The sequence below is a fragment of the Nocardioides aromaticivorans genome (assembly GCF_013408525.1).
Lineage (GTDB): Bacteria > Actinomycetota > Actinomycetes > Propionibacteriales > Nocardioidaceae > Nocardioides > Nocardioides aromaticivorans.
Genome location: NZ_JACBZM010000001.1, coordinates 4,361,143 through 4,385,495 on the forward strand (window position 1 = coordinate 4,361,143; position 24,353 = coordinate 4,385,495).

General features: G+C 72.9%; 19 protein-coding genes. 17 read left to right on the plus strand and 2 right to left on the minus strand.

Features of this window, described 5'->3' with window-relative positions:
* The first annotated feature begins 52 nt into the window (after window positions 1-52).
* The 17 genes from BJ993_RS20900 (at window position 53) to BJ993_RS20980 (ending at window position 22,059) form a co-directional block, all read left to right on the plus strand.
* Complete coding sequence (locus tag BJ993_RS20900; RefSeq protein WP_179650999.1) at window positions 53-2,872, plus strand: aconitate hydratase; 2,820 nt, start codon at window positions 53-55, stop codon at window positions 2,870-2,872.
* Between the two features lie 77 nt (window positions 2,873-2,949).
* Entirely contained in the window at window positions 2,950-3,750 is an 801-nt protein-coding gene (locus BJ993_RS20905; protein WP_179651001.1) for a nucleotidyltransferase domain-containing protein, read from the plus strand.
* 77 nt (window positions 3,751-3,827) lie between these two features.
* Window positions 3,828-5,111 (plus strand): beta-propeller domain-containing protein, encoded by a 1,284-nt coding sequence (locus BJ993_RS20910; protein ID WP_179651003.1) that lies wholly within the window; start codon window positions 3,828-3,830, stop codon window positions 5,109-5,111.
* Window positions 5,104-5,667, plus strand: coding sequence for a SigE family RNA polymerase sigma factor (locus tag BJ993_RS20915; RefSeq protein WP_179651005.1), 564 nt, complete (start codon window positions 5,104-5,106; stop codon window positions 5,665-5,667). The genes BJ993_RS20910 and BJ993_RS20915 overlap by 8 nt, the downstream gene beginning before the upstream one ends.
* Window positions 5,668-5,676: 9 nt before the next feature.
* Entirely contained in the window at window positions 5,677-5,976 is a 300-nt protein-coding gene (locus BJ993_RS20920) for a thiamine-binding protein (RefSeq protein ID WP_036542661.1), read from the plus strand.
* Entirely contained in the window at window positions 5,973-6,701 is a 729-nt protein-coding gene (locus BJ993_RS26680) for a thioredoxin-like domain-containing protein (RefSeq protein ID WP_179651007.1), read from the plus strand. Before BJ993_RS20920 ends, BJ993_RS26680 begins: the two co-directional genes overlap by 4 nt.
* Before the next feature lie 45 nt (window positions 6,702-6,746).
* Entirely contained in the window at window positions 6,747-9,974 is a 3,228-nt protein-coding gene (locus tag BJ993_RS20930; protein ID WP_179651009.1) for an ATP-binding protein, read from the plus strand.
* A gap of 55 nt (window positions 9,975-10,029) precedes the next feature.
* Entirely contained in the window at window positions 10,030-10,704 is a 675-nt protein-coding gene (locus BJ993_RS20935; protein WP_179651011.1) for a nuclear transport factor 2-like protein, read from the plus strand.
* Window positions 10,701-11,792 carry a class I SAM-dependent methyltransferase gene (locus BJ993_RS20940; protein ID WP_179651013.1) on the plus strand — a complete coding sequence of 364 codons (1,092 nt, stop codon included), beginning with the start codon at window positions 10,701-10,703 and terminating at the stop codon, window positions 11,790-11,792. Before BJ993_RS20935 ends, BJ993_RS20940 begins: the two co-directional genes overlap by 4 nt.
* A 50-nt stretch (window positions 11,793-11,842) precedes the next feature.
* Window positions 11,843-12,271, plus strand: a complete 429-nt coding sequence (locus tag BJ993_RS20945; protein WP_179651015.1) for an NUDIX hydrolase — start codon at window positions 11,843-11,845, stop codon at window positions 12,269-12,271.
* Entirely contained in the window at window positions 12,268-13,203 is a 936-nt protein-coding gene (locus tag BJ993_RS20950) for an SMP-30/gluconolactonase/LRE family protein (RefSeq protein WP_036542669.1), read from the plus strand. Before BJ993_RS20945 ends, BJ993_RS20950 begins: the two co-directional genes overlap by 4 nt.
* 18 nt (window positions 13,204-13,221) lie before the next feature.
* Entirely contained in the window at window positions 13,222-15,132 is a 1,911-nt protein-coding gene (gene dxs / locus BJ993_RS20955) for a 1-deoxy-D-xylulose-5-phosphate synthase (RefSeq protein ID WP_036542673.1), read from the plus strand.
* 16 nt (window positions 15,133-15,148) lie between these two features.
* The gene (locus BJ993_RS20960; RefSeq protein ID WP_179651017.1) at window positions 15,149-16,435 is read left to right on the plus strand and encodes a gluzincin family metallopeptidase; all 1,287 of its coding nucleotides are present in this window, start codon (window positions 15,149-15,151) and stop codon (window positions 16,433-16,435) included.
* Between the two features lie 53 nt (window positions 16,436-16,488).
* Window positions 16,489-17,988: an amino acid permease gene (locus BJ993_RS20965; protein ID WP_179651019.1), complete on the plus strand. Its 1,500-nt coding sequence runs from the start codon at window positions 16,489-16,491 to the stop codon at window positions 17,986-17,988.
* Window positions 17,985-18,935: a PAC2 family protein gene (locus tag BJ993_RS20970; protein ID WP_051931829.1), complete on the plus strand. Its 951-nt coding sequence runs from the start codon at window positions 17,985-17,987 to the stop codon at window positions 18,933-18,935. The genes BJ993_RS20965 and BJ993_RS20970 overlap by 4 nt, the downstream gene beginning before the upstream one ends.
* Entirely contained in the window at window positions 18,932-19,807 is an 876-nt protein-coding gene (locus tag BJ993_RS20975; protein ID WP_308645658.1) for an acyl-CoA thioesterase, read from the plus strand. The genes BJ993_RS20970 and BJ993_RS20975 overlap by 4 nt, the downstream gene beginning before the upstream one ends.
* A 158-nt stretch (window positions 19,808-19,965) precedes the next feature.
* Entirely contained in the window at window positions 19,966-22,059 is a 2,094-nt protein-coding gene (locus BJ993_RS20980) for an elongation factor G-like protein EF-G2 (RefSeq protein WP_179651021.1), read from the plus strand.
* Between the two features lie 16 nt (window positions 22,060-22,075).
* On the opposite strand, the gene BJ993_RS20985 is transcribed toward BJ993_RS20980, so the two are convergent.
* Complete coding sequence (locus BJ993_RS20985) at window positions 22,076-22,921, minus strand: MaoC family dehydratase (protein WP_179651023.1); 846 nt, start codon at window positions 22,919-22,921, stop codon at window positions 22,076-22,078.
* Window position 22,922: 1 nt separating this feature from the next.
* The gene (locus tag BJ993_RS20990) at window positions 22,923-24,257 is read right to left on the minus strand and encodes a 3-oxoacyl-ACP reductase (RefSeq protein WP_179651025.1); all 1,335 of its coding nucleotides are present in this window, start codon (window positions 24,255-24,257) and stop codon (window positions 22,923-22,925) included.
* Window positions 24,258-24,353 lie beyond the last annotated feature (96 nt).

The following is a 24,353-nucleotide window of genomic DNA, read 5'->3' on the forward strand; positions in this document are numbered from 1 at the left end:
TGCGGGGTGGAGACCTATCCGACACCGATCAGTCGACGAAGACGGAGACGCGATGGCCAGCAAGAACAGCTTCGGCGCGAAGAGCACCCTGGACGTGGACGGCAAGTCCTACGAGATCTTCCGCCTCGACGCGGTCAAGGGTGAGGGCCTCGACGTCGAGAGCCTGCCCTTCTCCCTCAAGGTGCTCCTCGAGAACCTGCTCCGCACCGAGGACGGCGCGGACATCACGGCGGAGGACATCAAGGCCCTCGCCGGCTGGGACGAGACCGCCCAGCCCGACAAGGAGATCCAGTTCACGCCGGCGCGCGTGATCATGCAGGACTTCACCGGCGTCCCCTGTGTCGTCGACCTCGCCACCATGCGCGAGGCGATGGCCGAGCTCGGCGGCGACGCGACCAAGATCAACCCGCTCGCGCCGGCCGAGATGGTCATCGACCACTCCGTCATGGCCGACGTCTTCGGCTCGCCCGAGGCGTTCCAGCGCAACGTCGAGATCGAGTACGAGCGCAACCGCGAGCGCTACCAGTTCCTGCGCTGGGGCCAGGGCGCCTTCGACGACTTCAAGGTCGTCCCCCCGGGCACCGGCATCGTCCACCAGGTCAACATCGAGCACCTCGCCCGCACGGTCTTCACCCGTGAGGTCGACGGCGAGCTGCTGGCCTACCCCGACACCTGCGTCGGCACCGACTCCCACACCACCATGGTCAACGGCATCGGCGTCGTCGGCTGGGGCGTCGGCGGCATCGAGGCCGAGGCCGCCATGCTCGGCCAGCCGGTCTCCATGCTGATCCCGCGCGTCGTCGGCTTCAAGCTGTCCGGCGAGCTGCCCGAGGGCTCCACCGCCACCGACCTCGTGCTCACCATCACCGAGATGGTCCGCAAGCACGGCGTCGTCGGCAAGTTCGTCGAGTTCTACGGCCCGGGCGTCTCGGCGCTGCCGCTGGCCAACCGCGCGACCATCGGCAACATGTCGCCGGAGTTCGGCTCCACGATCGCGGTCTTCCCGATCGACGAGGAGACCACCAACTACCTGCGCCTGACCGGCCGGTCCGAGGAGCAGATCGCGCTCGTCGAGACCTACGCCAAGCAGCAGGGCCTCTGGCTCGACCCGGCCGCCGAGCCGCGCTACTCCGAGAAGCTCGAGCTCGACCTCGCGACCGTCGTCCCGTCGATCGCCGGCCCGAAGCGTCCGCAGGACCGCGTCCTGGTCTCCGAGGCCAAGGAGGCCTTCCGTGGCGCGCTGGTCGACTACGCCGGCGAGGCGCAGGACGCCCAGGGCTACGACGAGGCCGTCGAGGAGTCCTTCCCGGCGTCCGACGCCCCGTCGCACGACCCCAACCAGGCCAACGGCGCCCCGGCCCCGAGCAACCACCTGTCGGCCGCGCCCGCCGACGGTGGCCGGGCCTCCACGCCCGTCGAGGTCACGCTCGAGGACGGCACGACCTTCACGCTGGACCACGGTGCGGTGACGATCGCCTCGATCACCTCCTGCACCAACACGTCCAACCCGTCGGTCATGATCGGCGCCGCGCTGCTCGCCAAGAAGGCCGTCGAGAAGGGCCTGACCCGCAAGCCGTGGGTCAAGACCACCCTCGCGCCCGGCTCGCAGGTCGTGTCGGACTACTACGACAAGGCCGGCCTGACGCCGTACCTCGACAAGCTGGGCTTCAACCTGGTCGGCTACGGCTGCGTCACCTGCATCGGCAACTCCGGCCCGCTCATCCCCGAGGTCTCCGCCGCGGTCAACGAGAACGACCTCGCCGTCGTCTCGGTGCTCTCCGGCAACCGCAACTTCGAGGGCCGGATCAGCCCGGACATCAAGATGAACTACCTGGCCTCCCCGCCGCTGGTCGTCGCCTACGCGCTCGCCGGCTCGATGGACGTCGACCTGTTCAACGACGCGCTGGGCCAGGACGCTGACGGCAACGACGTCTTCCTCAAGGACATCTGGCCCTCGCCGGCCGAGGTCGAGGAGACCATCGCGGGTGCGATCAACTCCGAGATGTTCGCCGAGTCCTACGCCGACGTCTTCAAGGGCGACGAGCGCTGGCGCTCGCTGCCCACCCCGGAGGGCAACACCTTCACGTGGGACGAGGCGTCGACCTACGTCCGCAAGGCGCCGTACTTCGACGGCATGCCCGACGAGCCGGCCCCGGTCACCGACATCGACGGTGCCCGCGTCCTGCTCAAGCTCGGCGACTCGGTCACCACCGACCACATCTCGCCGGCCGGCTCGATCAAGGCCGACTCGCCCGCGGGCAAGTACCTCACGGAGAACGGCGTCAGCCCGCGCGACTTCAACTCCTACGGCTCGCGCCGTGGCAACCACGAGGTCATGATCCGCGGCACGTTCGCCAACATCCGCCTGCGCAACCAGATCGCGCCGGGCACCGAGGGCGGCTTCACCCGTGACTTCACCGTCGCGGACGGCCCCGTCACCACCGTGTACGACGCCTCGGTCAACTACCAGGCCGCCGGCATCCCGCTGGTCGTCCTGGCCGGCAAGGAGTACGGCTCCGGCTCGTCGCGCGACTGGGCGGCCAAGGGCACCTCGCTGCTGGGCGTGAAGGCGGTCATCGCCGAGAGCTACGAGCGGATCCACCGCTCCAACCTCATCGGCATGGGCGTCATCCCGCTGCAGTACCCCGAGGGCCAGAACGCCGAGTCGCTCGGCCTGACCGGCGAGGAGACGTTCTCCATCGCGGGCATCACCGAGCTCAACGACGGCACCACGCCGTCGACGGTGAAGGTCACCACCGACACCGGTGTGGAGTTCGACGCGGTCGTCCGCATCGACACCCCCGGCGAGGCGAACTACTACCGCAACGGCGGCATCATGCAGTACGTCCTGCGCAACCTGCTGCGCGGCTGACACCCGCTCGAACCGACGGCCCGTCGCTCCCGGAAAGGAGCGGCGGGCCGTTCGGCGTCTGCCGTACCGTGCCGCCCATGCGCTCCGTGCCCGCCGACTTCGACCCCGCCGTGGTCGCCGCGATCGACGCGCGCCTGGCCTCGGTCGCGGTCGAGCACGGGGTGCGCATCCCGTGGGCCATCGAGAGCGGCAGCCGGGCGTGGGGCTTCGCCTCGCCCGACAGCGACTACGACTGCCGCTTCTTCTTCGTGCGGCCGCGTGCGTCGTACTCCTCCCTCTGGCCTGCGCGCGACGTGATCGAGACCCCGCTCGAGGGCCTGCTCGACGCCAACGGCTGGGACGTGGCCAAGGCGGTGCGGCTCGCCACGGCCGGCAATGCCACGGTGGGCGAGTGGCTCCGCTCGCCCCACGTGTACGACGGCGACGCGGCCTTCCGCGACGCGCTGCTCGGCCTCGTGGCCCGTGTCAGCGACACCTCCCGGGTCCGGCGGCACTACCTCCACGTCGGCCGCGCGCAGTGGACCCGCGCGCACGACGACGCCGGCCAGGTCCGCCTCAAGAAGGTCTTCTACGCCATCCGCCCGGCGGTGACCCTGCGCTGGCTGGACGACCATGACGGCGTCCCGCCGATGAACCTCGACGAGCTGCTCGCGCAGGCGGACGTGCCGGCCGACGTACGCGACGAGCTGGAGGCCCTGCGCGCCCTCAAGGCCCGCACCCGCGAGCTCGGCAGCGCGTCGGTGCCGCCCGCGATCGCGCGCTGGGTGCTGGCGGTCTTCGCAGCGGAGCCGGACCGGTCCTCGCCGCCCAGCCCGCAGCTGCGGGCCGAGGCGGAGGCGGGGTTCGCCGAGCTAGTCCACCGGTGGGCTGCCCGCTGAGAAACTTCCGGGGCCGACCCCTCCCCGTGAGCGCCTCACGACGTGTGTCGTGGTGAGATCACCCCTCGGAGGACACCATGAGCACCCTGCACGACCAGCTCGCCGACCTGGCCGACGCTGCCCCGACGGGTGGGCCCGTCCCCGGGCTGTGGCAGCAAGGAGTACGACGCCAGCGACGCCGCCGGAACGCGCGGCTCGGCGCCGTGGCGGCTGCCGTGGTGGTCGTGGCCGCACTGGCGGGCCTGCTGCGGACGACGGCGCCTGAGGAGCCCGAGCCGGTCCAGGTTCCCTTCGGCGAGCTGCACCTGCCGCGGATGGTGTACCCGCCCGACCCGTGGGCGGAGAGCACGACGACGCCCGGGCCGCTGGCCGCCATCGGCACGGCCTCGAAGTTCGAGCCGACCGGCATCCGCGGGCATGTCGAGAGCTTCGCGGCCTTCGGCGTCTCTGCCGTCGACGGTTCCGCGGTGTTCCTCGACCTGCCCTGGACGGGGGAGGACGGGTTCGGTCCGGGCGGTCCGGTGCTGTCCCCGGACGGCACCAAGGTCGCTTGGGTCCGCTACACCGGGGGGACCGAGCCCGTCGTGAACGGCTTCGCCGTCCTCGACACCATGACGGGCCGGGCCCGGAGGCTCAGCGACCCCGACAATCCGGTCATCAAGGGCATGGACGTGTCCGGGCTGACCTTCAGCGGTGACTCGCGGTACCTCGAGGTGTCGTACTCGCTGACGGGCAGCGACGCCGATCGCGCGCACTCCCTGGTGCTGTGGGACGTGGCGACCGGGGCGCGCCGGGTGGCCGAACCCGCGGGGAGGTACTGGTTGCCGAACATGGGGAGCGCGCCGGCGGGCACGGTGTGGTCGCGGGGCGACCGGACCTTCACCTTCGACCCCGTCACGGGCCGGACGACGTCGGAGCGCAGCGGCTTCAAGGTGGTCCAGGCGTCGTACGGCCCGGAGCGGAGCTTCGCGGCGATCGCCTTCGGGGAGACCGATCAAGCGGACTGGCGGTTGTTCGTCGGGGCCAGCCCCAGGGATGTGCGCCAGGTGAGGCTCGACATGGTGCCCGAGCAGCTGTTGGGCTGGCGCGACGCGACGCACGTGGTGATCCGGGACCTCCCGACGGGCCGCGCTGTCGAGGTCGATCTGGCCACGCTCGTGTCCACCGATCTCCGCCTGGACGTCAGCGAGGACCTGTTCGACCTGCCGTCCTACGCCGCCGACCTCTGGGCGAACCCGCTCGTCGACGGCGTCCGCCCGCCCGACGCCAGCGATCCGCGGACGCCGTGGTGGTTCGCCGGCCCCGGCATTGCGCTGCTGGCCGCGGCGGCGTTCGTGACCTGGTGGAGGCGGCGTGTCTGACCGCGACGAGCTCCAGGCCTCGTTCGAGGCGTACGTCGCCGCGCGGCGCGGAGCGCTGCTTCGCACGGCGTACCTCCTGACGGGAGACAGCCACGCGGCCGAGGACCTGGTCCAGAACGCGCTGCTCAACGTGGTCGCGAAGTGGCACCGGATCGTCGACGACCCCGACCCCTACGTCCGCACCGTCCTCGCCCGCGAGAGCGTCAACCGGTGGCGCCGCAGGCGCTGGCGCGAGGTGCACACCGACGTCCTCCCGGACCGGGCCGTGCGGGACGACGACCGGCACGACGAGCGCCTGGTGCTGCGCGCGGCGCTCGCCCGGCTCGCGCCACGACAGCGGGCCGTCATCGTGCTGCGCTACTACGAGGACCTCACCGAGGCGCAGACTGCCGCGGCGCTCGGGATCTCGGTCGGCACGGTGAAGTCGCAGGCCCGCGACGCCCTGACCCGGCTGCGGACGCAGGCGCCGGAGCTCGCGGACGGCGAGGACGCCGGCGTCGACGGCCATCCGCTCCCGACCCGGCAGCCTGTCCCGGGTGACCTGAGCGGTCTCTAAGGTGGGGCCATGCTCGTCGCCTTCAGCATCAGCCCCTCGACCGCCGACGACACCGGTGGGGTGTCCGAGGCGGTCGCCGCCGCCGTCCGCGTGGTCCGCGAGTCCGGGCTGCCCAACGAGACCAACGCGATGTTCACCAACATCGAGGGGGAGTGGGACGAGGTGATGGCTGTCGTGAAGCGTGCCGTCGACGTCGTCGCCGCGGTCTCGCCGCGGGTCGGGCTCGTGCTGAAGGCCGACATCCGGCCGGGGTTCACCGGCGAGCTCAGCGCGAAGGTCGAGCGGGTGGAGAAGGCGCTGGAGCAGTGACCCAGCCGCCTCCGCCGCCGCCGTACGGCACGCCGCCGGCGTACCCCCCGATTGCCCCACCGCCCGCCTGGTTCCCCGCACCCCCGCCGCCGCGGCGCAGCCGCGTGCTGCCCGTCGTGCTCGCGGTCGTGGCGGCGATCGCGCTGGTGGCGGCGGCTGTGCTCGTCCCGCTGCTGCTGTCCGGGGACGACGACGGGGCGACGGCCGGTGACTCGGACGACGAGGACACCTCGTCGGTCGACACCAGCGACCTCGCGGCGGTCCGTACCTACGACGACCTGACCTACCAGCACCTGCCGCTCGGCGAGGACCACGACTACCCGCAGTCCCCGGCCGTCGGCGGTGACCACGCCCCGGTCTGGATCGAGTGCGGTGCCTACGACGAGCCGCTGCCCGAGGTCGGCGCGGTCCACGACCTGGAGCACGGCAGCACGTGGATCACCTACCGGCCCGACGACGTCGACGACGACGGCGTCGACCGGCTCGAGGAGCAGCTGCCCGCCAACGGGCTGCTGTCGCCGTACCCGGACCAGGCGGCGCCGGTCGTGATCACCGTCTGGGGCCGCCAGCTGGACCTGACCGGCCCGGAGGACCCGAGGATCGCCCTCTTCATCGCCGAGTACGGCGCCGGGAGCACCGCGCCCGAGCCGTACGCCTCCTGCAACGGGGGCGTCGACCCGGCCGAGCTCGCCGACCTCACCGGCCGGGCCGACCCCGTCGCCTGACGAGGGCGCTGACGGGCGGGCGGGTCCGCGGGTAGCCTGCTGGCCATGGCGACCGCGGGGGAGCCGCTGCTCCTCGGCCGCGACGCCGTGAGCGCGCGCCTCTCGGAGAGGCTCGCCCGGGCCGCACGCGGCGCGGGCGGCCTGGTGTGGGTCAGCGGCGAAGCGGGCATCGGCAAGACCCGGATCCTCGGTGAGGCGCGTCGGCTGGCCGACGGCCTCGGGTTCCGGATGCTGCACGGTGCCGGCTGGGAGGACCCCGGCACCCCACCCTTCTGGCTGTGGGTCCAGGTGCTGCGCGACGCCTTCGGCGACACCGCGGGCGACCGCGACTGGGGGCCTCGTGCCGCCGAGGCCCTGGCGCTCCTCCCCGGCACGGCGGTCGCGGCCGCCCCTGCGGCGGACCGGTTCGCGCTGTTCGACGCGGTGGCCGCGGTACTGGAGCGCGTGGCGGAGGAGGGCCCGCTCCTCGTCGTCCTCGACGACGTGCACTGGACCGACGCCGGGTCGCTGCGCCTGCTGGGCTTCGTCGAGCGCACCCTCGCCCACCGGCCCGTCCTGTGCGTCGCCGGCTGGCGCGACCACGAGGCGGCGCCGGACCCGGTGGTCGCCGAGCTCGCCGCCGAGCTCGCCACGCGGGCCGACCGGATCGAGCTGACGGGCCTCGACGCCGAGGCCGTCGGCGACCTGGTGCGTGCCGAGGCCGGGCTGGCGCTCGACGGCGACGAGGCGCGGCGGGTGTGCGAGCGCTCGGGCGGCAACCCGCTCTTCGTCGCCGAGCTCGCCCGGCTCGCGGCAGACCGGGGGACCGGCGCGATCCTCGCCGAGGTGCCCGGGTCGGCCACCGCCGTGATCCGCCGTCGGCTCGGCCGCGTCTCGCAGGCATGCCACGAGCTCCTCGTCGCCGCCGCCGTCGCCGGCAACGCCAGCACCGTCGACGTGGTGCAGCACCTGACCGGTCGGTCCCCGCAGGAGGTGGCGGCGCTGGTCGACGAGGCGGTCGCCGCCGGGCTCGCGAGGGACGTCCCCGGGCGGGTCGAGCTGCCGCACGCCCTCGTGCGAGCCGCAGTGGCGGGGTCGGTCCCGGCCGGCCGGGTCCGCGAGCTGCACCGCGACGTGGCCGAGCTGCTCGACGGCCGCCTGGCCGGCGATCCGACGGTGGCGGCGGAGGTCGCCGGGCACCTGCACCGCGCGATCCCGCTGGTCGACGCCGCCGACGCGGTCGCGATGAGCCGCCGGGCGGCCGACGCCGCCATGGCCCGGCAGGCCTGGGAGGAGGCGGCCGAGCACCTCACGGCCGCGCTGGGAGCCTCCCCGCCCGCCAGCGAGGTACGACGCCAGGTGCTCCTCGAGCGCGGCCGGGCCGTGCTGGCCCACGAGGACCTCGAGGCCGCCCGCGGCGACTTCGTCGAGGCCGCGCGGCTGGCCCGGGCGTGCGGCGACGGCGACGCGCTCGCCGAGGCCGCCCTCGGTTTCGCCGCCGGCCTGGGTGGCTTCGAGGTGCGCCTGTGGGACCAGGCCCAGCTCGACCTGCTGGAGGAGGCGCTCGCCCTGCTGGGCGAGCGCGAGGTGGTCGCGCGCGCCGACGTGATGGCCCGGTTGTCGGTGGCCGTGTCCTTCACCGGCTCCGAGGAGCGCCGTGCCCGACTGGGGGAGGACGCGGTGGCGCTCGCCCGGCGCCTGGACGACCCGCGCGCCACCGCCCACGCGTTGGCCGCGCGCTGCGACACGATCTCCGGGCCGGCGTACTCGGAACGGCGGGAGGCCGATGCCGGCGAGGTCGTGGCCCTGGCCCGCCGGGCGGGCGACCGGCCACTGGAGCTGCTCGGGCTGCGCCTGCGGATCGTGGCGCGCCTCGAGCAGGGGCTGCTGCAGGCGGCGCGGCAGGACATGGTGGCCTTCGAGGTGGCGACCAGGACGCTGCGCCAGCCGCTCTACAGCTGGTACGTCCCGCTCTTCCGCGGCTTCCTGGCCCATGCCGAGGGCGACATCGCCGAGCTGCTGCGCTGTGCCGGGGAGGCCGAGCGGATCGGGCGGCAGGCCGGCAGCCACAACGCCCTCATCCTGGCCGCCGTGCAGCGCAGCTGGGCGGCGATCGAGCAGTGCCGTCCGGGCGACATCCTCGCCGAGCTCTCGGGCCTCATCACCGCCTTCGCGGAGACGGCCCCCGGCGGGATGGAGGTCCTCGGCCTGTTCCCCGGCCAGCCCGCTGCCGTCCGCACCACGGCGTTGCGCAGCCTGCCCGAGGCGGTGGCGTCGATGAGTGACGACTCCGAGCTGTTGTCCAACCTGTGCCTGGTCGCCCTCGCGGGCCGTGACGCCGGCGACCCGCCGTCGGCCGCGGCGACGCTCCGGGCGGCCCTGGAGCCGTGGTCCCGGCGCTTCGCCGTCGACGGGATCGGGGCCGGGGCGATCGGTCCCGTGGCGCGCTTCGTCGGCGAGCTGCTCCTGCTCGAGGGGGACCTCGACCGAGCGGAGGCCGCCCTGGTGCAGGCCGAGCGCGACGCGGCATCGGCCGGCGCCGTGCTCGCCGGCGTCCACGCCCGCCGCAGCCGCGCCGACGTGCTGCTCGCCCGGCGCGGACCGGGCGACGTCGAGGCGGCCGCCGCGCTGCTGGCCGACGCCCGGGCCTCGTACGACGCCCTCGGGCTGGACGCCCGCGCCGCGCTCGCCGCCGAGGCGGCAGCCGGGCTGGGAGCGCCCGGCGCGCCCGAGCCGGATGCCGCCACCGGCTCCTTCCGCCGCGCCGGCGGCGTCTGGCAGGTCTCCTTCAACGGGTCCGCGGCGGTCGTGCGCCACGTGAAGGGCATGTCCGACCTCGCGGTCCTGCTCGGGCGGCCCGGCCAGGAGGTGCACGCCCTCGACCTCGCCGGTGCACCGGGCGGCGCGGTGCCGGAGGGCGACACCGGGCCGGTCCTCGACGAGGCGGCCCGGGCGTCGTACAAGCGCAGGCTGGGGGAGCTGGAGGAGGAGATCGACGCCGCCGCCCTCGACGGCGACGCGGAGCGCCAGGTCCGCGCGGAGGAGGAACGGTCCTTCCTGGTCGCCGAGCTGGGGGCGGCCTACGGGCTGGGCGGCCGGGCGCGCCGGACGGGTGCCGCGGCCGAGCGCGCCCGGAGCGCGGTCACCTGGCGGATCCGCGACGCGATCCGCCGGATCGAGGACGTCGACCCGGCGCTGGCCGGCCACCTGCGCCGCTCCGTCCGGACCGGCACCTTCTGCTGCTACGACCCCGAGCGCCCGACCGCCTGGGAGTGCGGCGACCTTCCGGTGTGAGGGAGTTCCTCACGCCTCCGGGGTGTCAGCTCCCTTCCACACCCAGGAGACCGTCATGTCGTTCATCCAGGTCCAGGACCTCCGCACCGACCGCTTCGCCGAGATCGACGAGCTCGCCGCCCAGTGGCGCGCCGACACCGCCGGGCGGCGCACCCTCCTCCACGAGCAGGTGTACGTCGACCGCAACGACCCGCAGCACTTCGTGATCATCAACGGCTTCGACTCCTACGAGTCGGCCATGGTCAACTCCCATCTCCCGGAGACCGACGCGCTGGCCAGCCGGCTCGGGCCGATGGTCTCCGAGCTGTCGTACGCCGACCTCGAGCCGGTCGCCACCCATGACACCCGCCTCGAGCTGGCCGAGGCCTTCCGGTCGGCCGTGGCCGCCTCCGACGCCTCCGGGCCGGCCTGGGCCGACGACGTCGAGTTCGTCGGCATGTTCCCCCACGCGATCGTGCGGGCGAGCGGACCCGACGGCCTCACCCGGCTGCTGGCCGAGGACGCGCCCGCGCGCACGTTCGACGTCTGGGACGTGCAGCCCACGCCGACCGGCTTCGCCGCGGAGTACTCGTGGCGCACGACCGGCGCGAGGTCGTACCTCTCGGTGGGGACGGTGCTCGCGACCGTCACCGACGGGCGGATCAGCCGGGTCCTGTGCACCTGCGCCGGCTCGTGGGACGCCGCCGCCGAGGCGGAGATCATGGGCGTCACCGCCGGTGCGTCGTCGTGAGCACCCTGCTCACCGAGGAGGTCGCGGCCGAGGCCGGTGCCCTCACGGAACGGATCTTCGAGCAGGTGCTGGCCTCGATGGAGATCGCCACCGTGTGGCTCGGCCACCGCCTCGGCCTGTACGACGCCCTGGTCGAGTCCGCCACGTCCGCCGAGGTCGCCGCCCGCACGGGCGTGATCGAGCGTTACGTGCGGGAGTGGCTCGAGCAGCAGGCGATCGCCGGGCTGGTGGCCGTCGACGACGCCTCGGCGCCGCCGGACCAGCGGCGCTTCGGCCTCTCGCGCGCGCAGCGGCTGGCGCTGGCCGACGCCGAGAGCCCCTTCTACGCCGGTGCGCTCGCCCTGCTGGGCGGTGGCTGCGGCGCCGCCCTTCCCCAGGTGCTCGACGCCTGGCGCCACGGCACCGGGCTCTCCTTCGGTGCCTACGGCGACGACGTCCGCGACGGGCAGGGCCTGTTCAACAAGGCCGACTTCGAGCAGCGCCTGGTCCAGGAGTGGCTGCCCGCGGTGCCCGACGTGGACGCCCTGCTGCGCCGGACGGGGGCGCGCGCCCTCGACCTCGGCTGTGGGGTCGGCTGGTCGAGCATCGCCCTCGCCCGCGGCTACGCCGGGCTGACCGTCGACGGCGTGGACCTCGACGAGGCGTCGGTCATGGACGCGCGCGCCAACGCGCTCGTCGCAGGGGTCGGCGACCGCGCCCGCTTCGAGGTCGTCGCGTCGGACGCCGACCACGGTGGGGGCCGCTACGACGTCGCCCTCTTCCTGGAGAGCCTGCACGACATGGCGCACCCCGTGCCGGCGCTGCGGGCCGTGCGGCGGGCGCTCCGGCCGGGTGGCCGGGTGTTCGTCATGGACGAGGGGGCCGCCGACGAGTTCGCGCCCGACGGGTCCCCGGTCGAGCGCCTGCTCGGCGCGGCCAGCGTGCTCCACTGCCTGCCAGTGGGGCTGGCCGAGGCGGACTCGGCCGGCACCGGCGCGCTCTTCCGGCCGTCCACCCTGCGCGAGTACGCCGCGGCCGCGGGCTACTCCGCGGTCCGGGACGCGCCGATCCAGCACGACTTCATGAGGTTCTACGTCCTGGAGGCGTGATCGGGGACAGGCCGGGGCGGGCCGCTGCACCGGGTCGCTACGGTGGCTCCGTGCAACGGTTCGCCTCGGTCCTCCTGGTCGACCCCCGCGGCTGGCTCCTGCTGCAGGAGCGCGACGAGCACCCGGTCATCGACCCCGAGTGCTGGGGCTTCGTCGGCGGTCACGTCGACGAGGGCGAGCACCCCGACGACGCGGCGTACCGCGAGCTCAGCGAGGAGACCGGTCTCGAGGTCTCCCCGCCCGGGCTCCCGCTGTGGCGGGAGTTCACGGTCTTCCACGAGGCCTACGGCACCGACGACTCCGTCCGCGTGTACGTCGCCCCGACGACCGTCCGCGACGAGGACATCGTGCTCGGGGAGGGCCGGCGGATCGTCTTCGTCGCGCCGGAGGCCGTGCTCGGGCTGCCGCTGACCACCGCGGCTGCGAAGATCCTCCCGGCGTTCCTCGCCTCCGACCGCTACCAGGAGCTGGTGTCATGACGTTCTCCGCCTTCATCGTCCCGGGCCAGGGAGCCGAGGACGTCGTCGTCGCCACCTCCGGGCCGGACGAGGGCGCCGTGTTCACAGGCACCGAGGACGGCGCGATCTTCCGGATCTCGCACGACGGGGCGAAGGTCGACCGGGTCGCCCACACCGGCGGCAGGCCGCTCGGCATCGAGTTCGCCCCCGACGGCCGGCTGCTGGTCTGCGACGCCCACCGCGGCCTGCTGTGGGTCGACCCCGCCGCGGGCCACATCGACGTGATCACCGACGACGTCGCCGGCCTGCCGATGAAGTTCTGCAACAACGGCGCAATCGGCTCCGACGGCACCCTGTGGTGGTCGGACTCGTCGACCCGGTACGGCATCGAGAAGTGGAAGCACGACTTCGTCCGCAACACCCGCACCGGACGGCTGCTGCGCCGTACCCCCGACGGCACCGTCAGCACCGTCCTCGAGGGCCTCGCCTTCGCCAACGGCGTCACCCTGTCGGCCGCGGAGGACTTCGTCTGCGTCGCCGAGACCGCGGCCCGCACGGTGGTGCGGTACTGGACCAGCGGCCCGAAGGCGGGCACCCGCGACCTGCTCGCGTCCGACCTGCCGGGCTACCCCGACAACATCGCCCGCGGCACCGACGGGCTGATCTGGGTCAGCATCGCGAGCCCGACCGACCCCGTGGTCGAGCGGCTCCAGCAGGGCCCGATGGCGCTGCGCCGGCTGGCGACCTCGCTGCCCGACGCGCTCCAGCCCAAGCCCAAGGAGACCGTCCGCGCGGTCGCCTACGACGAGCGCGGGACCCTCGTGCACGACGTGGACGTCCGGCCGGGCGACCACGGGGCGTCGTACCACATGGTGACGGGGGTGCGGGAGCACGACGGTCGGCTGTGGATGGGGAGCCTCCACGAGCCCGCGATCGCCGTCTACGACCTCTGACGGCCTAAAGTGGACCCCATGCCTGTCCTCGACCAGATCGCCCACCCGCGTGACCTGCGGGGCCTGTCCGAGGACGAGCTGACCCAGCTGGCGGCCGAGATCCGCGACCTGATGATCCGCACGGTCGCGACCAACTCGGGCCACCTCGGCCCCAACCTCGGCGTCGTCGAGCTGACCCTGGCCATCCACCGCGTGTTCGACTCGCCGCGGGACAGGATCGTCTTCGACACCGGCCACCAGTCCTACGTGCACAAGCTCGTGACCGGCCGGGCCGCCGACTTCGGGTCGCTGCGCCGCGAGGGCGGCCTGAGCGGCTACCCGAGCCAGGCCGAGTCCGAGCACGACATCGTCGAGAACTCCCACGCCTCCACCGCGCTGAGCTATGCCGACGGCCTCGCCAAGGCCTACGCGATCCGCGGCGAGGACCGGCACACGGTGGCCGTGATCGGCGACGGCGCCCTCACCGGCGGCATGGCCTGGGAGGCGCTCAACAACATCGCGATCCAGCACGACAGCCGCCTGGTCATCGTGGTCAACGACAACGGCCGGTCCTACACGCCGACGATCGGCGGCCTGGCGACCGCACTGACCAGCCTGCGCACCAACCCGCGCTACGAGACCGTCCTCGACATCGTCAAGCGCCGCCTCAACGCGGTGCCCGGCGTCGGCGCGGCGGCCTACGACGCCCTCCACGCCATGAAGAAGGGCCTCAAGGACGCGTTGGCCCCGCAGGGCCTGTTCGAGGACCTCGGCCTGAAGTACGTCGGCCCGGTCGACGGCCACGACCGTGCGGCCATGGAGCAGGCGCTCGCCCAGGCCAAGCGCTTCGGCGGGCCGGTCATCGTCCACGCCATCACCCGCAAGGGCTTCGGCTACGACCCGGCCGAGCGGCACGAGGCGGACCAGTTCCACGCCCCGGGGCCGTTCGACGTCCAGACCGGCGCGGAGAAGCCCAAGGGCCTGATCTGGACCGACCACTTCGCCGAGCACATCGTGCAGATCGGCGAGCGCCGTCCCGACGTCATCGGCATCACCGCGGCGATGATGCACCCGGTCGGCCTCGACAAGTTCCAGCAGCGCTTCCCCGAGCGCACCTTCGACGTCGGCATCGCCGAGCAGCACGCCGCGACCTCCGCGGCCGGCCTCGCCCTGGGCGGGCTGCACCCGGTGTTCGCCGTCTACGCGACCTTCCTCAACCGCGCCTTCGACCAGGTCCTGATGGACGTCGCGCTGCACAAGTGCGGCGTCACCTTCGTGCTCGACCGCTCCGGGGTCACCGGCGACGACGGCGCCAGCCACAACGGCATGTGGGACATGTCGATCCTCCAGGTGGTGCCCGGCCTCCGGCTCGCCGCGCCGCGCGACGTGACCCGGATGCGGGAGCTGCTCGACGAGGCCGTCGAGGTCTCCGACGCCCCGACCGTCGTCCGGTTCCCGAAGGGCCCGCCGCCCGACGACATCGAGGCGATCGGCAAGGCCGGCGGCTGCGACGTACTGGTGCGCGACGGCGCCCGCGACGTGCTGGTCGTGTCCGTGGGCGCGATGGCGCCGATCGCCGTCGACGTGGCAGCCCGGCTGCGCGACCAGGGCATCGGCGTCACCGTGGTCGACCCGCGCTGGGTCAAGCCGGTCGACCCCGCCCTGCTCGAGCTCGCCCGCACCCACCGCCGTGTGGTGACCATCGAGGACAACGGCGTCGTCGGGGGAGTGGGATCCGTCCTGCTCCAGTCCCTCGCCGAGGCCGGCATTCACACCCCGGTGCGGCTGCACGGCATCCCGCAGGAGTTCCTCGACCACGCCAAGCGGGCCGCGATCCTGGAGCAGATCGGGCTGTCCCCGGCTGCGATCGCGCTGCAGGCCGTCCACGACATCACCGCGGAGCCGGCGCCGACCGACCGGGCGCTCCTCGACGTCGACGGGAGCCGGTGAGCTGAGCGATCTGGGGGTGAGGGGGACCCTCGTCGCGCTGACCTGCGCGGCCCTCCTGCCGCTGGCGGCCTGCTCCGACGACCTGCCGCCACCGACCTACTCGGGCGGCGGGTACGACGACGTGGCCACGCTCATCCAGCGCACGCTCAACCAGCGCGCGGCCGCGCTGACGGCCGACGACGCCACCCGCTTCCGACGCACCCTCGACCGCACCGACGCGGGACTGCTCGACAGCGAGCAGGTCTACTTCGACAACATCGCCCAGCTGCCCGTCGGCCGGCTGCGGATCCGGGTCGTCGAGGACACCATCACCCCGATCGAGGGCACCGACCTCGACGGCGGGACGGAGTACTGGGCCGAGGTGGTCGTCGCCCTGCGCCTCGACGGGTACGACGCCGCGCCGGTCCAGACCCGCGACCGCTACCGCTTCGTCCCCACTGCCGACGGCTCCCGCCTCCTCGTGGGCTCCACGACCGACTACGGCTGGGAGGAGGAGCACCCGGGCAACGCCCAGCCGTGGGACCTCGGCGCGATCCACGTCGAGCAGGCCACCGGCGTGCTCGGGATCTTCGACGACTGGACCGACGACGACGCGGACGAGGTGCTCGACGCCGCGAGCACCGGCCGCTCCGAGGTGCGGGCGGTCGTGGGCTCCGACGACGACAAGGTCAGCGGCGTCGTCGTCTACTTCCTGCAGGACCCGACCTTCCTCGACGGCCTCGCCGGGCAGACGGTCGGCGACCCCGACCGGGCCGACGGGCTCACGATCGCCGTGCCGGTGGACTCCCTGGCGCCGGGGAAGGGCGTGGCGTCGTACCGGATCTTCGTGAACCCGCGGGTGCTCGACGAGCCGGACACCGTCGTCGGACGGCTGGTGCGCCACGAGCTCACCCATGCGGTGCTCGGCCCCCGCGGCCGCGGCGCGCCGCTGTGGCTCAACGAGGGCATCGCCGAGTACGTCTCCGTGCGGCCGATGGCGCCCGGCAAGCGGCGCCTGCCCGCGCGCGCCCTCGACATCGGCGAGACGGTCACCGGCCTTCCCGGCGAGGCGGAGTTCGCGGGCGGCGACGCCGAGGCGTGGTACGCCGTGTCCTGGTGGGTGTGCGAGTACGTCGCCTCCACCTACGGCGAGGAGGTGCTGCTGGCGCTGCTCGACCGGCTGGCCGGCGGCGCCGACCAGGAGAAGGTGCTGCAGGACGTCCTCGGGCTCAGCGGCGCCCAGCTCGCGCAGCGCGGCGTGGCGCTCATGACGACGACCTACGGCGACGGTGCCGACGGCGGCTACGGCGGCTACGGCGGGTAACGTCCGGCGGGCGGGTGCTCGGGGTGCCCGCCGCTGAGCAACGAGGAGGACCCGTGAGTCTCTTCCGGACCAAGTCCGTCGAACAGTCCATCGCCGACACCGACGAGCCGGACCACCGGCTCCGCAAGGACCTGTCCGCGCTGGACCTGACCGTGTTCGGGGTCGGTGTCATCATCGGCGCCGGCATCTTCGTCCTCACCGGGACCGTGGCCGCGAGCAACGCCGGCCCGGCGCTGGCGCTGAGCTTCGTGATCGCCGCGGTCGCCTGCGGGCTGGCCGCGCTCTGCTACGCCGAGCTCGCCTCGACGGTGCCGGTCGCCGGCAGCGCCTACACGTTCAGCTACGCCACGCTCGGCGAGCTGGTCGCCTGGATCATCGGCTGGGACCTCGTCCTCGAGTTCACCGTCGGCGCGGCGGCGCTCTCGACCGGCTTCTCGGCGTACCTGCAGCAGGTCCTCGAGATCGTCGACGTCACCCTGCCCTCGCAGATCAGCTCCGCCGCCACCGGCGTGATCGACCTGCCCGCCGTGGTGATCGCGCTGCTCGTGACCTGGATGCTGATCCGCGGCACGAAGTTCTCCAGCCGCTTCAACCAGGTCGTGGTCGCGCTCAAGCTGGTCGTCGTCGCAGCCGTGATCGTCGTCGGCGTCGCCCACATCGACACCGGCAACTGGGTGCCCTTCATCCCGGACGCCCAGCCCGCGCCCGAGTCCAGCGGCGGCTTCGCCGACGTCCCGCTGATCACCACCCTGCTCGGCCTGGAGCCCGCGGTCTTCGGCCTCGCCGGCGTCATCTCGGGCGCCGCGATCGTGTTCTTCGCGTTCATCGGCTTCGACATCGTCGCGACCACCGCGGAGGAGACCAAGAACCCGCAGCGCGACGTCCCGATCGGGATCCTCGGCTCGCTGGCCATCGTGACCGTCCTGTACGCCGCCGTCAGCCTCGTCGTCACCGGCCTGCGCAGCTACCGGGACATCGACCCCGACAGCGCCGCGCCGCTGGCCGACGCCTTCGAGGACGCCGGGGTCGGCTGGATGCCCGACCTGATCTCGGTCGGCGCCTGCATCGGGCTCGTCGTGGTCGCGATGATCCTGATGCTCGGCCAGTCGCGGGTCGCCTTCGCGATGGCCCGTGACGGACTGCTGCCGCGGCCGCTGGCCAAGGTGCACCCGACCTACGGGACGCCGTACCGGATCACGGTCCTGACCGGGATCGCCGTCGCCGCCCTCGCCGGCTTCGTCGACCTCAGCACGCTGGCGCACCTGGTCAACATCGGCACCCTGTTCGCCTTCCTCCTGGTGAGCATCGGTGTGGTCGTCCTGCGCCGCACCCGGCCGGACCTGCCCCGCGGCTTCCGCACCCCGCTCGCGCCCGTGGTGGCGACGATCTCGGTGCTGATGTGCGGCTACCTGATGCTCAACCTGACCGGTGACACGTGGATCCGGTTCCTCGTGTGGATGGCGGTCGGCGTCATCGTCTACTTCGTGTACGGCAGAGGTCACAGCCGCCTGGGCCACCGGGAGGAGGCCGCGGGGAATAGTCTTTCCACGTGACTTCGCCGACCCGCCTCGTCCACATCGTCGACGAGGTGCCCGAGCTGGCCGAGGTCGAGGGCCTGCCGATGGTCGTCGCGCTGGACGGCTTCCTCGACGCAGGCAACGCGGGTGCGCTCGCCTGCCGGCACCTCGTCCGCACCGGCGCCTCCTCGCCCGACGGCGGTGGCGTCGTCGTCGCGACCTTCGACGTGGACCAGCTCCACGACTACCGCGCCCGGCGACCCCCGATGACCTTCGCCCGCGACCACTACGAGGGCTACGAGGCCCCGCGGCTCGTCGTCCGCCTGCTGCACGACGCCGGCGGGACGCCGTACCTCCTGCTGCACGGGCCGGAGCCCGACATCCGTTGGGAGGCCTTCTGCCGCGCCGTGCTGGAGGTCGTCGAGCGGTTCGGGGTGACCCTGGTGGTCTCGGTCGGCTCGGTGCCGATGGCGGTCCCGCACACGCGGCCGATCGCGATCACCCACCACGCCAACAACGCCGACCTGCTCACCGGCACCAGCCCGTGGCGCGGCGAGCTGCGGGTCCCGAGCAGCGCGCAGGCACTGCTCGAGGTGCGCCTCGGCGAGTGGGGGCATGACGCGCAGGGCTTCGTCGCGCACGTGCCGCACTACCTGGCGCAGCTCGACTACCCGCGCGCCGCGCAGGGCCTGCTGGAGCAGGTCGAGCTCGCCGCCCGCCTCACGATCGAGCTCACCGAGCTCGGTGAGCTGGCCGAGGAGCGCGAGGAGGAGATCGCCCGCTACCTCTCGGCCAACGACGAGGTGCAGGAGGTCGTGACCGCGCTCGAGCAGCAATACGACACCTTCGCCCGCGCCGAGGCGGAGGGCAGCAGCCTCCTCGCCGAGGACGAGCCGCTGCCGACCGGCGAGGAGATCGGCCGGCAGTTCGAGCAGTTCCTGGCCGGGCTCGAGGGCCCCGACGAGACCGGAGGACCGGCGTGAGCGACAGCGCGTCGAGGGTGATGGGGGAGGCGACGCAGAAGCTGGTCGCGCTCCTCGACCTGGAGAAGCTCGACACCGACCTCTTCCGGGGCCAGCAGCCGGAGACCATCCGGCAGCGCGTGTACGGCGGCCAGGTGGCCGCCCAGGCGCTGATCGCCGCCTCCCGCACGGTCGACGAGGGCTTCCACGTGCACTCGCTGCACTCGTACTTCCTGCTACCCGGCGACTACAACGTCCCGATCATCTACGACGTCGAGCGGATCCGCGACGGCAAGTCCTTCGCCACCCGGCGGGTGCTCGCGCGCCAGCACGGCCGCCCGATCTACTACCAGTCGCTCAACTTCCAGCGCCAGGAGGAGGGGCTGGAGCACGAGGACGTCATGCCCGAGGTCAAGCCGCCCGAGGAGGGCCTCGACCTCATGCAGCTGATGGCCGAGCGCGGCACCGACGACGGGCTCAGCAAGGAGTGGGCGGCCCTCGACGTGCGCTGGCTCGGCAGCTCAGCGTACGGGCTGGACCCCGACCCGATGCACCCGGCGAAGGCACAGGTGTGGATCCGCGTCGACGGCCGGCTCAGCGACGACCCGATGGAGCACCTGGCGACCTTCACCTACGCCAGCGACGTGTCCCTGCTCGGCGCGACCCTCGCGGCGCACCCCGAGCACGGCCCGCAGAAGGTCCAGATGGCCTCGCTCGACCACACCATCTGGTTCCACCGGCCGTTCCGCGCCGACGAGTGGTGGCTCTACGACCAGTGGTCGCCCTCGGCGAGCGGTGGTCGCGGGCTCGCGCTCGGCCGCGTCTTCACCCAGGACGGCACCCTCGTCGCCACGGTCGCGCAGGAAGGGCTGATCCGGCCAAGGACGCAGTAGCCCGCGAGGAACGAGCGGGCTGCGTGGGCGTCCGCAGATTGAGCAAGCGACGCGACTGAGGAACGAAGTCGCGCCGGCGCGTCGAAATCGATTCGCTCTCGCGTCGTGGCTGGTCGTTGCCCCTTGTCTCCCGCGCGCAGCAGGAGTTACGTGGGGCCATGGCGGACAAGCACGCAGAGAGGCGGGGCGAGCACGACCTCGCGGCGCCCGGGCCCGACCGGATCCGCAACGTGGTCCTGGTCGGGCCCTCCCAGTCGGGCAAGACCTCCCTCGTGGAGGCACTCCTCGCCCATGCACGGGTGATCACGCGGGCGGGCAGCACCGCCGACGGCACCACGGTCTGTGACACCGAGGACGCCGAGAAGAGCCACGGGCGGTCGATCTCGCTCGCGGTGGCGCCGCTGGTGCACCGCGGGGTGAAGGTCAACCTGGTCGACACCCCCGGGTACGTCGACTTCGTCGGCGACCTGCGCGCCGGCCTCCGGGCCGCGGACTGCGCCCTGTTCGTCGTCGCCGCCAACGAGGAGGTCGACGAGGCGACCCGGACCCTGTGGCGCGAGTGCGCCGAGGTGGGGATGCCGCGGGCGGTCGTGGTCTCCAAGCTCGACCATCCCCGCGCCGACGTGGACGCCGTCGTCGCCCAGGCTCGGGCCGCGCTCGACGGCAAGGTGCTGCCCGTCTACGTCGCCGGACCCGACGGGGTGAGCGGCCTGACGGGGCTGATCACGGGCGGGGACGGCACCGACGACCCGCGCCGCGGCGAGCTGATCGAGGCGATCATCGAGGAGTCCGAGGACGAGGACCTGATGGACCGCTACGTCGGCGGTGAGGAGATCGACGCCACCGTGCTGGTCAAGGACCTGGAGACGGCGGTCGCCCGGGCCAGCTTCCACCCCGTGATCCCGGTGTGCGGGGCGACCGGCGTCGGGCTCGCCGAGCTGCTCGACCTCTGCGTCGACGGGTTCCCCTCACCGTTGGAGCACACCTCGCCCGACGTCTTCACCCCGGCCGGCGCCTCGGTGGGCGTCGTGGCGTGCGACCCCGGCGGGCCGCTGGTCGCCGAGGTGGTCAAGACCGCCGGAGACCCGTATGTCGGGCGGATCAGCCTGGTCCGGGTCTTCTCCGGCACCCTCGACCCGGACACCCCCGTACACGTCTCGGGCCACTTCTCGTCCTTCTTCGCCGACGGCGCCGGCCACGAGGACCACGACGAGGACGAGCGGATCGGCGCGCTCGGGCACCCGTTCGGGGCCACCCAGGTGCCCGCCGCGCGGGTGGTGGCCGGCGACCTCGGGACTGTGGCGCGGCTGTCCCGCGCGGAGACCGGCGACACGCTCTCGGCCGTCGACCGCCCGCTGGTGCTCAAGCCGTGGTCGATGCCCGACCCGCTGCTGCCCGTCGCGATCGAGGCCGCCACCCGTTCCGACGAGGACAAGCTGTCGCAGGCGCTGGCGCGCCTCGCCGCCGAGGACCCGAGCCTGCGGGTGGAGCACAACGCGGAGACCGGCCAGCTGGTGCTGTGGGTGATGGGCGAGGCGCACGCCGACGTCGTACTCGAGCGGCTCGCGGCGCGGCACGGGGTGTCCGTCGAGCAGCGGGAGCTGCTCGTGCCCCTCCGCGAGTGCCTCGCCGGGCCGGGGCGCGGGCACGGGCGCCACGTGAAGCAGTCCGGCGGCCACGGGCAGTACGCGATCTGCGACCTCGAGGTGGAGCCGCTCCCCGAGGGCAGCGGCTTCGAGTTCGTCGACAAGGTCGTCGGCGGCGCGGTCCCGCGCAGCTACATCCCCAGCGTGGAGAAGGGGGTGCGCGGCCAGCTGGAGCGGGGCCTGCGCAACGGCTACCCCGTGGTCGACCTGCGGGTCACCCTGGTCGACGGCAAGGCGCACAGCGTGGACTCCTCCGACATGGCCTTCCAGAGTGCCGGTGCGCTCGCCCTGCGCGAGGCGGCGGAGGTCGCCGGCGTCGCGATGCTGGAGCCGTACGACGAGGTCCGGGTGCTGGTGCCCGACGACCTCGTCGGCCCGGTGATGAGCGACCTGTCCGCGCGGCGGGGCCGGCTGCTCGGCAACGACAACGTCGAGGGCGGCCGGACGCTGGTGACCGCGCACGTCCCGCAGCGCGAGCTGGTCCGGTACGCCGTCGACCTCCGCGCCGCGACCCGGGGTGCGGGCACGTTCACGCGCACCTTCGCCCACTACGAGGCGATGCCCGAGGAGCAGGCGCGGCAGGTGACGCCGCGCCTGCACCACTAGGCGTTTGACGCGATGGTCAGAGTGCGGTGGTCCGACCCAGCAGGTGGGGCGCGCCGCTCTTCGGGTTGACCAGCGTGAAGTCGTAGCCGGTCGCCGTCCTCTCGGCACCGAACTGCGCCTTGCCGGGCAGGAAGATCGGCTTCTTGAACGCGACCTCGACCTTGACCGCGTCGGGGAGCCGGTTCTCCAGCGCCGCGATGCAGCGGGCCTTGCTCCACATGCCGTGGGCGATGTGGCGCGGGAAGCCCAGCGCCTTCGCGGTCAGCGGGTAGAGGTGGATCGGGTTCCGGTCGCCGGAGACGGCGCCGTAGGTGCGGCCCAGGTTGTCGGGCAGCGACCAGACCGGTCCCTTGGCGTCGACGGACGCCAGGGACATCCCCGGGTCGCCGTTCTCCTTGTCGCCCTTGCCCACGCGCAGGTACGTCGACACGGACTCCCACACGACCTCGTCACCGACGGTGCCGGTGACGTTCATGTCCCAGGCCCGGCCCTTGGTGCTGGCGCGCAGGTTGTCGGCCACGAGCCTCAGCGACACCGTCTCGCCGATGGCGACCGGGCGGTGCTGGACGATCGTGTTCTCCAGGTGCACCGAGCCGATGGCCGGGAACGGGAACGTGGCGTCGGTCATCAGCTGCATGTGCAGCGGGAAGGCCAGCATGTGCAGGTAGGGGACCGGCGCGACGTCGCGGGTCGGGAAGCCGCAGACGGCGGCGTACCGGTCGACGGCGGCACGCTCGACCACGACGTCGTTGCGCTCGAGGACGAGGTCCGGGAGCGCACCGCCGGTCTTCTTGATGCCCGGCAGCTGGTTCACGCCGGGGACCGCGGGGAGTGCGGCCTTGAGCATCACGGGGAGCGCCATGTCAGGCACCCAGCATCATCTGGCCGCAGACCCGCACGACGTTGCCGTTGACGGCGGTCGAGGCGGGGGAGGCGTACCAGGCGATGGTCTCGGCGACGTCGACGGGCAGGCCGCCCTGGGCCATCGCGTTGAGGCGCTGGCCGACCTCGCGGGTCGCGAACGGCACGGCGGCCGTCATCTGGGTGATGATGAAGCCGGGCGCGACGGCGTTGATGGTGATGCCGTCCTTCAGCTTGTCGCTCAGCGAGTCGACGAAGCCGATGACGCCGGCCTTGGAGGCGGCGTAGCTGGTCTGGCCCAGGTTGCCGGCGATGCCCGCGATCGAGGCGACGCCGATGATCCGGCCGTTGTCGTTGATGACGCCCTGCTCGAGCAGCTCGGCGGTGATCCGCTCCGGCGCCTCGAGGTTGATCTGGAGGACCTTGCCGAAGCGCTCCGGCGTCTGGTTCGCCAGCTTCTTGTCCATCGTCACCCCCGCGTTGTGCACGACGATGTCGACGCCGCCGTGCTTCTCCTTGAGGTGGTGGGCGATGCGCTGCGGCGCGTCGGCCGCGGTGATGTCGAGGGTGAGCCAGTCGCCGTCGAGCTCGTTCATGACCTTGACCAGGTCGTCGGCGGCCTGCGGGACGTCGAGGCCGACGACCTTGGCGCCGTCACGGTGCAGCACCCGGGCGATCTCCTCGCCGATGCCGCGGCTGGCGCCGGTGACGAAGGCGACCTTGCCGGCCAGCGGCTGGGTCCAGTCGGCGAGCGCCGAGCCGTGCTTCTCGTCGTGCGCGCCGATCCGGACGACCTGGCCCGAGACGTACGCCGACTTGGGGCTCAGCAGGAAGCCGAGCGTCGAGAGGACCGAGTCCTCGTAGCCGTCGGCGACGTAGACCAGCTGGACGGTGCCGCCCTTGCCGATCTCCTTGCCGAGGCTGCGGGTGAAGCCCTCGAGCGCGCGCTGGGCGATCTGCTCGCTGCCCTCGACGAGCGCCGGCGGCGTACCGATGACGACGACCCGGGCGCAGCTCTTCAGGCTGCGCAGCACCGGGGTGAAGAAGGCTTGGAGCTCGACGAGCTCCTCCACCGTGCTGATGCCGGTGGCGTCGAAGACGAGGCCCTTGTACTTCTCGCCCTCGGCCTGGGCGCCGACCGAGGCGATCCCGAGCACGTCGAGCAGACCGGGCAGGGACTCGGCGAGGCGACCACGGCCGCCGACGAGGACGGTGCCGTTGACCAGCGGGTCGCCGGCCTTGTAGCGGTCCAGCTTGGTCGGGTTCGGCAGTCCGAGGTTCTTGACGAGGAGCTTGCCGATCGGGGAGCTCACGAAGACCTGGTACTTGTCAGTCATGTGCACCATGTAACTAGATGTGTAACTCTGAGTCCACATTTCGTGATCTCGCCCTCAAAGGGTTCTCCCGAGGGCCACGCTGAGTGAGGATTGCTC

Coding starts and splice junctions, on each gene's coding strand:
- BJ993_RS20920 (WP_036542661.1), top strand. CDS start 5,677: ATGCTCGTCGCCTTCAGCATCAGCCCCTCGACCGCCGACGACACCGGT.
- BJ993_RS20980 (WP_179651021.1), top strand. CDS start 19,966: ATGGCGGACAAGCACGCAGAGAGGCGGGGCGAGCACGACCTCGCGGCG.
- BJ993_RS20985 (WP_179651023.1), bottom strand. CDS start 22,921: ATGGCGCTCCCCGTGATGCTCAAGGCCGCACTCCCCGCGGTCCCCGGC.
- BJ993_RS20990 (WP_179651025.1), bottom strand. CDS start 24,257: ATGACTGACAAGTACCAGGTCTTCGTGAGCTCCCCGATCGGCAAGCTC.
- dxs (WP_036542673.1), top strand. CDS start 13,222: ATGCCTGTCCTCGACCAGATCGCCCACCCGCGTGACCTGCGGGGCCTG.
- BJ993_RS20930 (WP_179651009.1), top strand. CDS start 6,747: ATGGCGACCGCGGGGGAGCCGCTGCTCCTCGGCCGCGACGCCGTGAGC.
- BJ993_RS20935 (WP_179651011.1), top strand. CDS start 10,030: ATGTCGTTCATCCAGGTCCAGGACCTCCGCACCGACCGCTTCGCCGAG.
- BJ993_RS20950 (WP_036542669.1), top strand. CDS start 12,268: ATGACGTTCTCCGCCTTCATCGTCCCGGGCCAGGGAGCCGAGGACGTC.
- BJ993_RS20905 (WP_179651001.1), top strand. CDS start 2,950: ATGCGCTCCGTGCCCGCCGACTTCGACCCCGCCGTGGTCGCCGCGATC.
- BJ993_RS20910 (WP_179651003.1), top strand. CDS start 3,828: ATGAGCACCCTGCACGACCAGCTCGCCGACCTGGCCGACGCTGCCCCG.
- BJ993_RS20900 (WP_179650999.1), top strand. CDS start 53: ATGGCCAGCAAGAACAGCTTCGGCGCGAAGAGCACCCTGGACGTGGAC.